The organism is Methylobacterium sp. HJ2, from assembly GCF_056431005.1.
In genome coordinates, this window is sequence record NZ_JBWJYM010000002.1 from 132980 (window position 1) to 147618 (window position 14639).

At 69.8% G+C, this 14639-nt stretch carries 11 protein-coding genes; 1 reads left to right on the forward strand and 10 read right to left on the reverse strand.

Going from position 1 to position 14639, the window contains the following annotated elements; translation table 11 throughout:
• Positions 1-16: 16 nt before the first annotated feature.
• Positions 17-562, forward strand: a complete 546-nt coding sequence (locus tag ACS5RC_RS05220; protein WP_478342773.1) for a hypothetical protein — start codon at positions 17-19, stop codon at positions 560-562.
• A 15-nt stretch (positions 563-577) separates the two neighbouring features.
• Here ACS5RC_RS05220 and dnaE read toward each other — a convergent pair whose 3' ends face one another.
• The 10 genes from dnaE to nuoN all read right to left on the reverse strand — a co-directional run bounded on the left by dnaE (position 578) and on the right by nuoN (position 14639).
• Positions 578-4087, reverse strand: coding sequence for a DNA polymerase III subunit alpha (dnaE, locus tag ACS5RC_RS05225; protein WP_478342774.1), 3510 nt, complete (start codon positions 4085-4087; stop codon positions 578-580).
• Positions 4088-4569: 482 nt separating this feature from the next.
• Positions 4570-5283, reverse strand: coding sequence for an ABC transporter ATP-binding protein (locus ACS5RC_RS05230; protein ID WP_478342775.1), 714 nt, complete (start codon positions 5281-5283; stop codon positions 4570-4572).
• A 23-nt stretch (positions 5284-5306) separates the two neighbouring features.
• Complete coding sequence (locus ACS5RC_RS05235; RefSeq protein ID WP_478342776.1) at positions 5307-6614, reverse strand: lipoprotein-releasing ABC transporter permease subunit; 1308 nt, start codon at positions 6612-6614, stop codon at positions 5307-5309.
• 11 nt (positions 6615-6625) lie between these two features.
• Positions 6626-7951: a proline--tRNA ligase gene (gene proS / locus ACS5RC_RS05240; protein WP_478342777.1), complete on the reverse strand. Its 1326-nt coding sequence runs from the start codon at positions 7949-7951 to the stop codon at positions 6626-6628.
• Between the two features lie 480 nt (positions 7952-8431).
• The gene (locus tag ACS5RC_RS05245) at positions 8432-9742 is read right to left on the reverse strand and encodes a sugar MFS transporter (protein ID WP_478342778.1); all 1311 of its coding nucleotides are present in this window, start codon (positions 9740-9742) and stop codon (positions 8432-8434) included.
• Between the two features lie 85 nt (positions 9743-9827).
• Complete coding sequence (locus ACS5RC_RS05250) at positions 9828-10163, reverse strand: DUF1467 family protein (protein WP_478342779.1); 336 nt, start codon at positions 10161-10163, stop codon at positions 9828-9830.
• A 5-nt stretch (positions 10164-10168) separates the two neighbouring features.
• Complete coding sequence (gene mce, locus ACS5RC_RS05255) at positions 10169-10573, reverse strand: methylmalonyl-CoA epimerase (RefSeq protein ID WP_478342780.1); 405 nt, start codon at positions 10571-10573, stop codon at positions 10169-10171.
• 129 nt (positions 10574-10702) lie between these two features.
• A complete protein-coding gene (locus tag ACS5RC_RS05260) occupies positions 10703-12376 on the reverse strand; it encodes a ribonuclease J (RefSeq protein ID WP_478342781.1) in 1674 nt (557 codons plus the stop codon).
• 17 nt (positions 12377-12393) lie between these two features.
• Positions 12394-13197, reverse strand: a complete 804-nt coding sequence (locus ACS5RC_RS05265) for a biotin--[acetyl-CoA-carboxylase] ligase (RefSeq protein ID WP_478343418.1) — start codon at positions 13195-13197, stop codon at positions 12394-12396.
• The gene (gene nuoN, locus ACS5RC_RS05270) at positions 13194-14639 is read right to left on the reverse strand and encodes an NADH-quinone oxidoreductase subunit NuoN (protein ID WP_478342782.1); all 1446 of its coding nucleotides are present in this window, start codon (positions 14637-14639) and stop codon (positions 13194-13196) included. The genes ACS5RC_RS05265 and nuoN overlap by 4 nt, the downstream gene beginning before the upstream one ends.

The following is a 14639-nucleotide window of genomic DNA, read 5'->3' on the forward strand; positions in this document are numbered from 1 at the left end:
CACCGGGGGACTCGACATGCGGATCCGGTTCACGACCACCTGCCTGGCGGGGCTGCTGACCTGCTCGCATGCCGGGGCGGCCGGGCTCGACCTGAGCGGGCACGCGCAGATCGGGGCCGCGGACCGGGCCGTGACGCTGCGCGTCTCCTGCGAACCGGCGGACCGAGCCATCGCGCTGGCCCTGTCGATTCCCGATTTCGAGGAACTCGCCAAACGCCTGGACCTCGCGGCCTTCGAGGGACCGACCGGTAGCGCCGCGCCCCTGACACAGCTTCGGACCGTCACGGCCGCGGGCGTCCGGACGGCGCGCCTGCGCGCCAGCGGCGCGGTCTCGGCGGATCCGGCGACGCAGTTCGTCCTCACCGCCGCGCCGGCACGGCGCGGGGAAGCTCTCGTCCGCGACGTCGCGGTCGCCCTCGTCGAGCCCGGAGCGAAGCTGGTCTGGACCCAGGCGAGCCCTCGCACCGGGGACGCGGATCTCGTCGCCACGGTGACGATGCCGGCGGCGCAGGTCGCGCCCCTCGCCGCCGTGCTGCGGCCCTGCCTGCCCGAGCGTCCCTGAGTCGGGCTCCCGGCCTCAGCTCACCTCCACCTGCACCACGCCCGGCACCGCCCGGAGCGCGCCGGCGATGGCGGGGCTCGCCTGGTACTTGCCGGGCAGGCGAACCTCGACCTCGCGGTCCCCGTCGAGCAGCAGGATCAGCGAGACCTCGCCCTCGCCGCGCAGGCCGAGGCGCTGCTGTACGGTCGGGATCGGGCGCTCGTCGCGCATGTAGATCCGCATGCCCTTCTGGTAGCGGGCCACGGCCGCGTCGAGGGGCTCGGCGGTCTGGATCCGGGCGCGCACGTCCTCGCCCTCGAGATTGGCCTGGAGTTGCAGGACCAGCGGCTTCCCGGGCTCGAGGATCTCCCGGTAATGGCCGAGCCCTTCGGAGAAGATGATCGCCTCGAAATGGCCGGTCTGGTCCGAGAGGGTGACGATGCCGAGCTTGTTGCCGCTCTTGGTGCGCCGCTCCGAGCGATCGAGCACGGAGGCCGCGACGCGCCCCACGCTGGTGGTGCCCGCACGAACGGCGCGGCAGAACTCCACCCAGGTCTGGACCCGGAGCTTGCCGAGCAGGTCGCCGTACTCGTCGAGGGGATGGCCCGAGACGAAGAAGCCGATCGCGGCGTATTCCCGCTTCAGCTTCTCGGCCACCGGCCAGAGTTCGTGCGGCGGGATGCGCAGGGAGACGGCGTCCGAGACGACGCCGCCGAACATGTCGCCGATGCCGGTGGATTCGGCCTCGGCCGCGCCCTGGGCCAGCTTCATGATCGGATCGATCGCCGCGAAGGCGCGGGCCCGGTCCGGCTCGATGCAATCGAGCGCGCCCGCGGTGACGAGGCTTTCCAGCGTGCGCTTGTTGACATGGCGCGGGTTGAGCCGGCGCGCCAGGCAGGCGAGATCCTTGAACGGCCGGTCGCCGCGCGCCTGCACGATCGAGCGCACCGCCTCACGACCGACCCCCTTGATCGCGGCGAGCGCGTAGCGGATCCGGCCCTCATGCACCTCGAACACCTCACCCGAGGCGTTGATCGAGGGCGGCTCCACCACGATCTTGAGGCGCTGGGCGTCCTGGCGGAATTCGGCGAGCTTGTCGGTGTTGTCGATGTCGAGCGTCATCGCCGCCGCAAGGAACTCGACGGGGTAGTTCGCCTTGAGATAGCCGGTCTGGTAGGTGAGCAGCGCGTAGGCGGCCGCGTGGCTCTTGTTGAAGCCGTAATCGGCGAACTTCGCCAGCAGGTCGAAGATCTCGTTGGCCTTCGGCTTCGTCAATCCGCCCTCGACGCAGCCCTTCACGAAGCGCTCGCGCTGCGCGTCCATCTCGGCGCGGATCTTCTTGCCCATGGCGCGGCGGAGCATGTCGGCCTCGCCGAGCGTGTAGCCCGCGAGCACCTTGGCGATCTCCATCACCTGCTCTTGGTAGACGATGATGCCGAAGGTCTCCCGCAGCATCGGCTCCAGCTTCGGGTGCGGGTACCACGACGCCTCGTTGCCGGCGTCGCGCCCGAGCTTGCGCTCGCAATAGACCGGGATGTTGGCCATCGGACCTGGCCGGTAGAGGGCGACGAGGGCGATGATGTCCTCGAAGCGGTCGGCCTGCATCTCGCAGAGCGCCTTGCGCATGCCCGCCGATTCCACCTGGAACACGCCGACCGTCTCGCCCCGGCCCATCGGCGCGTAGGTGCCCTGATCGTCGAGCGGCAGAGCGGCCAGATCGATGTCGATGCCGCGCTGCTTGAGCAGGTCCGTGCAGCAGCGCAGCATGGTCAGGGTCTTGAGGCCGAGGAAGTCGAACTTGACCAACCCCGCCTGCTCCACCCACTTCATGTTGAACTGGGTCACCCGCATGCCGGTCTTGGGATCGCGGTAGAGCGGCACCAGCTCTTCCAGCGGCCGGTCGCCGATCACCACGCCGGCGGCGTGGGTCGAGGCGTGCCGGTGCAGGCCCTCGAGCTTCTTGGCGATGTCGATGAGGCGCGCGACCACGGGCTCCTCCGCGATCGCGCTCTGCAGCTTGGGCTCGCCCTCGATCGCCTGGGCCAGGGTGACGGGGTTGGCCGGGTTCTGCGGAACCAGCTTCGTCAGCTTGTCGACCTGCCCGTAGGGCATCTCGAGCACGCGACCGACGTCGCGCAGCACGCCGCGGGCGAGCAGCGTGCCGAAGGTGATGATCTGCGCCACCTGCCGCTCGCCGTAGCGGCGCTGGACGTACTGGATGACGCGCTCGCGGCCCTCGACGCAGAAATCGATGTCGAAATCCGGCATCGAGACGCGCTCGGGGTTGAGGAAGCGCTCGAAGAGCAGGCCGAAGCGCAGCGGATCGAGATCGGTGATCAGCAAGGCGTAGGCGACGAGCGAGCCGGCGCCCGAACCGCGGCCGGGCCCGACCGGGATGTCGTGCTCCTTGGCCCACTTGATGAAGTCCGAGACGATCAGGAAGTAGCCCGGGAACTTCATCTTCACGATGACGTCGAGTTCGAAGGCCAGACGGTCGCGGTATTGCTGCTCGGTGAAGCCCGGGGCGGCGCCGTGCTTGGCGAGGCGCGCCTCCAGCCCGGCCTCGGCCTGCCGGCGCAGCTCCGTCGGCTCGTCGGCGGCGATCGCCGCGGCCACCGCCGTGGTCGCCTCGGCGACGGCGCCGGCCCCGTCGGCCTCGGGCGCCACGCTCCCGAAATTCGGCAGGATCGGCTTGCGCGTGCGCACCCGGTAGGCGCACCGCATGGCGATCTCGACGCTCGCCTGCAGGGCATCCGGCAGATCGCGGAACAGCTCGGCCATCTCCGCGCGCGTCTTGAAGCCGTGACGCGCGCTCAGGCGCCTGCGGCGCTCGTCCGAGACGACGCGGCCCTCCGCGATGGCGAGCAGGGCGTCGTGGGCATCGTAATCGTCGGTCTTGGCGAAGAAGGGCTCGTTGGTCGCCACGAGGGACAGGCCATGCGCATCGGCCAGACGCACGAGCGCGTCCTCGACCCGTCGCTCGTCCTCGAGTCCGTGGCGCTGGACCTCGACATAGAGGTTGTCGCTGCCGAAGGCCGCCAGGAGCGCGTCGAGCCGCGCCTGAGCCAGATCGGCGCGGCCCGCGCGCAGCGCCGCGTCGAGCGGACCGGTCGGGCCGCCCGTCAGCGCGATCAGCCCTGCGGCGGAGCCGGCCAGCGCCTCGGCCGCGACCCGCGGCACGTCGCCGAGCGGGATGTCGAGATAGGCCCGTGAGGCGAGGCGCAGCAGGTTGCCGTAGCCCGTCTCGTCCTGGGCCAGCAGCACCACGTTGGTGATCGGGACGCTGTTGCGCCCGAGCGGGTCGGCCGTCTCGAAGGTCAGGCCGAGCTGGATCCCGGCGATCGGCTGGATGCCGCTGCCCGCGGCCTTCTCCGAGAATTCCAGGGCGCCGAAGAGGTTGTTGGTATCGGTCAGCGCCAGCGCAGGCTGCCTGTCGGCGGCCGCGGCCTTCACGAGATCGGCGACCTTCAAGGCGCCCTCGAGAAGGGAATAGGACGAGTGTGCGTGGAGGTGGACGAATCCGACCTCCTTGAGCTGGCGAACCATGACCGACCTTGTTCGTGGCCGCACAGGATCGCCGCAACCGCCTTCCCGAGTCTGTCACCACCGGGCCTCACAGGCCCGGATATCCACCGTTCATCGCGCGCCGGGCCGTCCCTTCTTGCGCCCAGACCTCCGGGATTCGATTTCCTGTGTGCAACGGGACGGAGCGGGAACAAATCCGATCCGGAGCAGGATTGCGCTAGTGAATCGGCGCCAAGGCTACGCCGACCGCAGCGACCGCGACCGACAGCAGCCCGAAGGCCATGAACTCGACCATGCCGGTGAGAACGATCCGCTTCAGCATCTGACCTGCCTCCTGAGAACGAGATCAGCTTCGTTCTTGTTTTGTTCTTTGTAAAGCGAGGCGCCGGAACAGGGTTAAGCAAGCGTTACCGCGTTCGTCCGCCCGCTCCTGCCGGACCGGACCCGGCCGCGTATCGTTGGAAGGACTCCGGCGGGCCGCCGCGGTCGCCCGCGGGAAGTGCTCACTCCAGCGGCTGGATCAGGCCGTTGCGGATGGTCACGCGGCGGTCCATGCGGGCGGCCAAGTCCATGTTGTGGGTGGCGATGAGCGCGGCGAGGCCCGACGCGCGCACCAGCGCCAGCAGGATGCCGAAGACGTGGTTGGCCGTTTGCGGATCGAGGTTGCCGGTCGGCTCGTCGGCAAGCAGCAGCCGCGGACCGTTGGCCACCGCGCGGGCGATGGCGACCCGCTGCTGCTCGCCGCCCGACAGCTCGGCCGGGCGATGCGCGAGCCGCTCCTTCAGGCCTAGGAAGGCGAGAAGCTCCGCGGCGCGGGCCTTGGCCTCCTTGCGCGGCAACCCCTTGATGAGCTGGGGCATCACCACGTTCTCCAAGGCCGAGAACTCGGGCAGCAGGTGGTGGAACTGATAGACGAAGCCCATCTCCTCGCGGCGGAAGCGGGTGCGCTCGGCATCGCGCATCGCGGCGGTCGGCTGCCCGCCGATATAGACCTCGCCGCCGTCCGGGCGCTCGAGCAGCCCCGCGAGGTGCAGCAGCGTCGATTTGCCGGCGCCCGACGGCGCCACCAGGGCGACGAGCTCCCCCGGCCAGATCGCGAGGTCGGCCCCGCGCAGGATTTCCAGGGCGCCCTCGGCCTGTCTGTAGCGCCGCTCGACGCGGGCGAAGAACAGGGCCGGCACCGGCTGTGCGCCGGCGGTCTCGCTGCTGCCGCTCATGGATGTCTTCGTGTCCCCGGCGATCAGCCGTAGCGCAGCGCCTGCACCGGATCGAGCCGGGCCGCGCGCCAGGAGGGATAGAGCGTCGCCGCGAGCGACAGGAGGAACGAGGTCACCACCACGACGGCGATCTCGCGGGCGTTCATCTCGGCCGGGATCTCGGCGAGAAACCGCACGGTCGGGTCCCAGGCGCCCGGGAAGAGCACGTGCTGGATCGGCTTGATGTTGAGCGTGATCAGGATGCCGAGCGCCAGACCCGACAGGGTGCCGACGAGGCCGATCAGCGCCCCGTTGATCAGGAAGACGCGCATGATCGTACCGGGCGTTGCGCCCATGGTCCGCAGGATCGCGATGTCGCTCGACTTGTCGCGCACGAGCAGGATCAGGCCGGAGACGATGTTGAGCGTCGCCACCACGACGATCAGGCTGAGGATCAGGAACATCACGTTGCGTTCGACCTCCAGCGCCCCGAAGAAGGTGCGATTGCGCTGGCGCCAGTCCGTGAGCAGGATCGGGCGCTCGGCCGCCATCTCCAGCGGCTCGCGCATCGCCCCCACGGCGTCGGGCTGATCGATGTAGATCTCGATCATGCTGACGTCGCCCTCCTTGTTGAAGAAGGCCTGGGCCTCGGTCAGCGGCATGAAGACGAAGGTCGAGTCGAACTCGGTCATACCGACCTCGAACACCGCCTTGATGGCATAGCTCTTGGTCCGCGGCGCCGTTCCGAACGGCGTCGTCGAGCCCTTCGGCGTGACCAGGGTGATCGAATCGCCGGCCTGCAGCGCGAGGCTGTCGGCGAGGCGCCGGCCGATGATGACGCCGCTGCCGTCGTCGAACCCCTCGAGCGTCCCGCCGCGCAGCGATTTCGAGATCGCCGCGAGGGCGTCGAGATCCTCGCCGCGCACGCCGCGCACCAAGACGCCGCTGCCGCCGTAGGGCGAGGAGGCGAAGGCCTGGCCCTCGACCAGCGGAATGGCGGCGCGCACGCCCGCCACCTTGGACAGGCGCTCCGAGAGATCGGCGTAGTCGGTGAACGTCCGGTCGATCGGGGTCGCGAAGATGTGCCCGTTGATCCCGACGATCTTCGACAGCAGCTCGCTGCGAAAGCCGTTCATCACCGAGAGCACGATGATCAGCGTCGCGACGCCCAGCGCGATGCCGAGCACCGAGAAGAAGGCCACCACCGAGACGCCGCCGCCGCGGCGCCGGGCGCGCAGGTAGCGCCCGGCGATGATCCACTCGTAGGCCGCGAACGGCGCGGTCGCGGCGCCTCGCACCAGGGCGGCGAGCCGCGCCCTCCGTTCCGCAATCCCGACCGCGGCGCCCGCCATCGTGGGTTCCCTCAAACGCGCTTGATCCGCGACACCAGGTCGATCGGCGCCAGGGTCTCGCGCTCGCCGCCCGCGCGGCGTTTCAGCTCGACCTTGCCCTCGGCGAGGCTCTTGGGTCCGACCACGACCTGCCAGGGCAGGCCGATCAGGTCGGCGGTGGCGAATTTCGCGCCCGGACGCTCGTCGCGATCGTCGTAGAGCACGGTGAGGCCGGCGCCCTCGAGCTGCGCCTGAATCTCGGCGCAGGCCGCGTCCGTCCCGGCATCGCCGACCTTGAGGTTGATCAGGGCGACGTCGAACGGGGCGACGGATTCGGGCCAGATGATGCCGGCCTCGTCGTGGCTGGCCTCGATGATCGCGGCGACGAGGCGGCTCGGGCCGATGCCGTAGGAGCCCATATGCACTGGGCGCTCGATGCCGTCGGGCCCCGCCACCTTGGCGCCCATCGGCTCGGAATACTTGGTGCCGAAGTAGAAGATGTGCCCGACCTCGATGCCGCGCGCGGCCATGCGGCTGTCCTCCGGCACTTCCGCGAAGGCGTCGGGCTCGTGCATCTCGTCGGTGGCGGCGTAGTGCGAGGTCCAGGCATCGACGACCCCCTGGAGGGCGGCGACGTCCTCGAAATCCGTGGTGGCCGGCGGGATGTCGAAATCGAGATAGGCCTTGTCGCAATAGACCTCGCTCTCACCCGTGTTCGCCAGGATGATGAACTCGTGGCTGAGGTCGCCGCCGATCGGGCCGGTATCGGCGCGCATCGGGATGGCCTTGAGGCCGAGGCCCGCGAAGGTGCGCAGGTAGGCGACGAACATCCGGTTGTAGGCGTGGCGGGCGCCGGCCTGGTCGAAATCGAAGGAGTAGGCGTCCTTCATCAGGAACTCGCGCGAGCGCATGGTGCCGAAGCGCGGCCGCACCTCGTCGCGGAACTTCCAGGAGATCTGGTAGAGGTTCTTCGGCAGATCCTTGTAGGAGCGCACGCTCGCCCGGAAGATCTCGGTGATCACCTCCTCGGCGGTGGGGCCGTAGAGCATCTCGCGATCGTGCCGATCCTTCAGGCGAAGCATCTCCTTGCCGTAGGCCTCGTAGCGCCCGGATTCACGCCACAACTCGGCCGATTGCACGGTCGGCATCAGAAGCTCGATCGCGCCCGCCCGATCCTGTTCCTCGCGGATCACCGCGCAGACCCTGTTCAGGACCCGCAGACCGAGGGGCAGCCACGCGTAGATGCCGGCAGCCTCCTGGCGGATCAGGCCCGCACGCAGCATCAGCCGGTGGGAGACGATGTCGGCTTCCTTGGGCGTCTCGCGCAAGGTGGGCAGGAAGTACCGGGAAAGACGCATGAGATTCCGGACGGCGGGGTTCGGGCGCGGTAGGACGGACGGATCGCACACAACACATTGCCTCGGGAAAAGACAAGCGCCGTGGCGGTTTGAGTGGTCGGGCCGGGTCGTTTGGGCGCGCGCTGCGGTCCGCGGACCGCAATTCGGGGCCTGTCGCAGGACAGCAACGCGTCGAGAGGCAGAAAAACGCAAATTCGTGCCACAACCCCCGTGACAGCACGAATTGTTGTTCCTATAAGCACTCCCGCGATGTTTGCGACGCCGGTCCGAGGTGGCGCAGGGTCCGAGTCTCGGGAGGAAAAACGACCGCCACGCAGGCAATGCGGAGGTCAATCAAGGTCGAGCCATCACGAACTGATCAGAAGCAAGGCCTCGGGGCCTTGCTTTTTTATTTTCCGCCCCTGCCCGGACACCGCAAAGGTGCCGGCACCTTCCAGAACACATCCTGCAAGTGCTTGCTTGCACCGGGCTTGCGGCGCGTCAGATTCCGATCGCGTCCGGGGCCGCCGTCGGGCCGCGCAGGATCGCCACGGCATAGGCTGCGATCGCGGCGTAGCACAGGATCGGCGCGGCCAGGGCGGCGGAGAGGCCGATCCGGTCGGCGAGCAGCCCGGTCACGACCGGAACCACGGCACCGCCGACGATCGCCACGCACACGATCCCGGCGCCCTGCGCCGTCCGCCCGCCGAGCCCCGCGATGGCCATCGCGAAGATCGTCGGGAACATGATGGCGTTGGCGAGACCCACCGCCAGCAGCGTCCCGGCGGCGAGCGGTCCCGCGGAGACCGCCGATACGGCCGCCAGCCCGCCCGCCGCGACCGCGCAGGCCGCGAGCGCCACGCCCGCCCGCACCCGCCGCAGCACGACGCTGCCGACGATGCGCCCCGCGAGCGCGCCGCCCCAATAGACGCTGAGGAGGTGGCCGGCGGTTGCCGGGTCCGCTCCGAGCACACGGGGTTGCTCGAGATAGCTCACCATCAGGGTTCCGATGGACACCTCGGCCCCGACGTAGAGGAAGATCGCGAGCGCTCCGAAGGCGAGGCGCGGCCGGGCCAGAAGGTCGAGGCCGAGCCCGCGCGCGCCCTCGTCGGCCGCCGCGTCCTGGACGCGATGGCGCAGGCTCCAGAACAGGGCGGCGAGGGCGAGCAGCACGCCGGCGATGATCAGGAAGGGCACCTGCAGCACGGCGGCTTCGGCCTCGCGCGCGGCGGCCAGCGCCGCGGGTGCGAGGCTCCCCGGATCGGTGGGTTGTTGAGGGCCGCGACCCAGAATGGCCCAGGCTCCGATGGCCGGGCCGACCGTGGTGCCGAGGGCGTTGAAGGTCTGGGCCAGGGTCAGCCGGCTCGGCGCCTGGGCCGCAGGTCCGAGTCGGGTCACGAGGGGGTTGGCGGCGACCTGCAGGACCGCGATTCCCGACGCCATCACGAAGAGCGCGGCGAGGAAGAGGGGATAGAGCCCGATCTCGGCCGCAGGCGTGAACATCAGGCCGCCGGCCGCCATGATCACGAGGCCGAGGACCAGCCCGCGCAGGGAGCCGATCCGTGCGACCAGCGCACCGGCCGGCAGCGACACCACGGCGTAGGCCAGGAAGAAGCAGAATTGCGTGAGCGTGGCTTCCGCGTAGCTGAGCGCGAACAGGCCCTTCAGCTTCGGTGTCACGATGTCGACCAGGACGGTGACGAGGCCCCAGGCGAAGAACAGCACCAGCATGAACGGCAGGAGAAAGGCCCCGCGCGCCGCGTCCGTATCCGGCGCGGCAGCCTCGAGCCGCGCCTCGGCCTGCGCCAGCATGCGTGTCTCCCCCTCCGCGCCGGCTTCCCGGCATTCGCCCGGCGTCAGCAGAGGCGCGCCGCACCGGCCTGTCAACGCGGGGTCGCTAAAGCCCTGTCAGCGGGAAGATGGCGAGCGCGGCCAGGAAGACGGCGCCCGCGAAGACCGTCGTCCAGACCGCCTTCTCGCGCAGGCGCGGGGCGGCCGGGGCACCGAGGTCCTGGCCGGGCACGATGTGCTCGGTCCGGGTTTCAGGCTGGTTCCGAATCGGCAGGATGGCGAACAGCAGGGTCCACCAGACCACGAAGTAGAGGGCGGTCGCGCCGAAGACCGTGAGCTTGAACAGCGCCACGGCCGCCGCCACGAAGACGGAGACCAGCACGACGACGAGCGCGAGCGTCCGCAGCGTCGAGCGTGCGACCGCTTCGAGAAGACCGCCCACCGCGCTCAGACCTGCTCGAGTTCGACGAGGGTGCCGAGGAAGTCCTTCGGATGAAGGAACAGCACCGGCTTGCCGTGCGCGCCGATGCGGGGCTCGCCGGTGCCGAGCACGCGGGCGCCCTGCGCCTTCAGCTTGTCGCGCGCGGCGAGGATGTCGTCCACCTCGTAGCAGACGTGGTGGATGCCGCCCCCCGGATTGCGCTCCACGAACGCCTCGATCGGCGAGTTCTCGCCGAGCGGCGCCATCAGCTCGATCTTGCTGTTGGGCAATTCCACGAACACCACGGTGACGCCGTGCTCGGGCTGCGGCAGCGGCGGCTTCAGGGTCGCGCCCAGCGTGTCGCGGTAGACGGCGCAGGCCGCATCCAGGTCTCGCACGGCGATGGCCACGTGGTTCAGGCGCCCGATCATCGTTGTCTCCTCCCGCAGCGTCGTTGGTCGAACCGGTCCTGCGGTTCGATGCGCGGAGGCACGCCGCGTCGACGCGCCTCCGGCCAGAGCTGTACCGCCCCGCCTCCCGTCGCGGGAGGGGGCCCGCCGTCAGACCTCGACCACCTGCACGTGGCAGGCCGGCTTCTTGCCCCAGGCCTCGTTGACGGCCGTGCGCACGGCCCGGTCGACCGCCTTCTCGACGCCCTCCGAATCCTTCAGCTTGCCGCGCGACAGGCTCCCGAGGGTTCCGTTGACGGCATCGACCACCGTCTCGATCAGCGGATCGCCGGAGCGGCCGCGATTGGGCAGGCCGATGATGTCGACCGCGGGCTCGCCCAGGACCACGCCATCCTCGTCGATGGCGATCGCGACCGAGACGAGGCCGGCCTGCGCGAGCTTGCGGCGCTCCGGGATCGCCCGGTCGCGGTCGTCGATCAGGACGTTGCCGTCCTTGTAGAGGCGGCCGGACTTGATGGTGTTGATGATCTCCGGCGTGCCGGGGCTGAGGCGGATCAGGCTGCCGTTGCGCGCCTTCACCACGTTGCCGACACCCTGAGCCCGGGCGAAGCGCGCGTGCTCGTCGAGGTGCAGGGGCTCGCCGTGGACGGGGATCGCCGTGCCCGGACGGGTCCAGGCATACATCTCCACCATCTCGTCCCGGCGCGGATGGCCGGAGACGTGGACGAGCGCGGTCCGGTCGGTGATGACCTCGACGCCCTGCTCGATCAGGTCGTTGATGATCGAGCCGACGTCGCGCTCGTTGCCGGGGATCGCGCGCGACGAGAAGATCACCTGATCCCCCGCGGCGAGCGAGATGTCCGGATGATCGCGGCGCGACACCCGGGCGAGCGCCGCGCGCGGCTCGCCCTGGGAGCCGGTGAGCAGCGCCACCACGCGCTCGCGCGGCAGGTTCTTCCAGGAATCGGCGCGGCGAAACTCGGGCAGGCCGTCGAGGTAGCCGCATTCGCGGGCCACGTCGATCACCCGATCCATGGCCCGCCCGACCGCGATCACCTCGCGGCCGCAGGCCTGCGCGGCCTCGGCCACGGCCCGGATGCGGGCGACGTTCGAGGCGAACGTCGTCACCGCGACCCGGTGGGGCGCCTCGGCGATCAGCTTGCGCAGCGTGCCGGCAACCTCCTGCTCGGAGGGCGAGAAGCCCTCGCGCACCACGTTGGTGGAATCGCAGACCAGTGCCAGGATGCCCTCGTCGCCGAGCGCCCGGAACGCGTCCGGCGAGGTGACCTCGCCGGCGACCGGCGTCGGATCGATCTTCCAGTCGCCAGTGTGCACCACGAGGCCCGCCGCGGTGCGGATCGCGATGGCGTTCGACTCCGGGATCGAGTGCGAGACCGGCACGTATTCGAGCTCGAACGGCCCGACCGTGACGCGGCGCCCGGCCTTGACCTCGCGCAGCTCGACCTTCGGGGCGCCGGGCTCGCTGAGGCGGCGGGTCTCCAGCAGGTTCTTGGCGAAGCGGGTGGCGTAGACCGGCACCTTCAGCCGCGGCCACAGCTCGCTGATCGCCCCGATATGGTCCTCGTGCGCGTGGGTAATGAAGATGCCCAGCAGATCCTTCTTGCGCTCCTCGATGAAGGAGAGATCCGGGAACATCAGGTCCACGCCGGGCATCGCCTCCTCGCCCGCGAAGCCCATGCCGCAATCGACCATGATCCATTTGCGGCCCTTCTCCGGGCCGAAGCCGTAGAGGGCCGCGTTCATCCCGATCTCGCCCACGCCGCCCAGCGGCAGGAAGACGAGTTCGTCCTGTCCAGTCGTCATCGTTCAGTCGTCCAACCTCAGGCCGCCGTCGCGGCCACGCCGAAATGCACCTCGCCTGCCGTCACAGTGTGCCGTGTTCCATCGGGGGCGAGGATCACGAGCCGCCCCCCCTCGTCGATCTCCTCGAAGCACCCCCGCAGGGTGTCCATCCCGGTGCGGACCGCGATGGGGCTGCGGAGCCCCGCCGCGCGTGCGAGCCAGCGCTCGCGAATCCCGCCGAAGCCGCGACCGCGGTCCCAGGCCCGCGCCGCGCCCGCGAAGCGGTCGGCGAGCAGGCTCAGGAGCGTCTGCGCGTCGGTCGTGCAGCCGGCGTCGGCCAGGGAAGCGCCGCGCTCGGCGGCCTCCGCGGGCACCGCCGCCACGTTGACCCCGAAGCCGATCACAACGGCGCGCCGCCCGCCCGGCAGCATCTCCGTCTCGAGCAGGATCCCGGCGAGCTTACGCGATCCGAGCAGCACGTCGTTCGGCCATTTCAAGCGGAACGACCGATCGGCGTCGGACGTGGTGCCGCAGGCGGCCTCCAGCGCCTCGACGAGGGCGATGCCCGCCACGAAGCCAAGGCTCGCGAGCCGCTCCGGCTCGATGCCGGCCGCCGGCCACAGCACGCTCGCCGTCAGGTTGCCCGGCACCGAGGCCCAGCCGTTGCCGCGGCGCCCGCGACCGGCCTCCTGCCGCTGCGCCGCGATCCAGAGCGGTCCGGTCTCGCCCGCGCGCGCCTGCGCGAGAGCCTCCGCGTTCGTCGAGCCGATGCGCTCGTGAACGTGGAGGCGGTGTCCCTCGGCCCTCGCGACCTGGCCGAGGCGGTAGTCCGGTCTGGTCAGAACAGGGACCTCGCCGCCGCGCCCGCCGCGCCGACGAGGGGCGCCGGCAGCAGCCAGAACAGGATCACGACGACGCTCGACAGGCCGAGCACGATGCGCAGGCCCGGCGCCATCGCCTCGTAGGGCGCCTTCGGCTCGTCGAAATACATGATCTTGACGAGGCGCAGGTAGTAGTAGGCGCCCACGACGCTGGTCACCACGCCGATCACCGCGAGGGTCACCAGCCCGGCCTTGATGGCGGCGGCGAAGACGTAGAACTTCGCAAAGAACCCTGCGAGCGGCGGAATGCCGGCCAGGGAGAACATCATCATGGCGAGCAGAAACGCCAGCATCGGGTGCGTGCGCGAGAGACCCGAGAGATCGTCGATCGTCTCGAACATCTCGTTGCGGCGCCGCAGGCTCAGGATGATCGCGAAGGCGCCGAGCGTCATGGCGAGATAGATGATCATGTAGATCACCACCCCGCGGATACCCTCCTCGGAGCCCGCCGCCAGGCCGATCAGCGCGTAGCCGATGTTGCCGATCGACGAGTAGGCCATCAGGCGCTTGATGTTGCTCTGCCCGATCGCCGCGAAGGAGCCGAGGGCCATGGAGGCGATGGCGATGAAGACGATGATCTGCTGCCAGATCGCGGTGACGTCGGGGAGCGCGCCGATGAAGATGCGCACCGTCATCGCCACCGCCGCCATCTTCGGCGCCGATGCGAAGAAGGCGGTCACCGGGGTCGGCGAGCCCTCGTAGACGTCGGGCGTCCACATGTGGAACGGCACCGCCGACATCTTGAAGGCCACGGCGGCGGCCACGAACACGATGCCCAGCACGATGCCGAAGCCCGCGTTGTCGTTCAGCGCCGAGACGATGCCGGGAAACGAGACCGTGCCGGTGAAGCCGTAGATCAGCGACGAGCCGTACAGCAGCATGCCCGAGGAGAGCGCGCCGAGGACGAAGTACTTCAGGCCCGCCTCGGTGGATTTCAGGTCGTCGCGATGGAACGAGGCGATCACGTAGGCCGCGAGCGATTGCAGCTCCAGCCCGAGATAGAGGGCGATCAGGTCATTGGCGGAGACCATCACCATCATGCCGATGGTGCAGAGCACGATCAGGATCGGGAACTCGAACCGGTCGATGCGCTCCCGCTGGAAGTAGTCGCGGGACAGCAGGATGGTGGCGGCCGAGCCGAGCAGGACCAGGGCCTTCATCACCTTCGAGAAGCCGTCCTGGATGAAGGCACCCGAGAGTGTGGTGACCTTGGTGCCGGGCGCTTGGCTGATCACCACGAAGAAGGCGAGCAGCAGGAGGATCAGCGCGCCGACATTCACGCCCTCGACGGAGCGCTCGCCCCGGAAGGCGCCGTAGAGGATCAGCACCATCACGCCCACGCCGAGGATCAACTCGGGCAGGAGCGGTGCGAGGCTGGGCAGGACAGTGTGCACGGTCGGCAT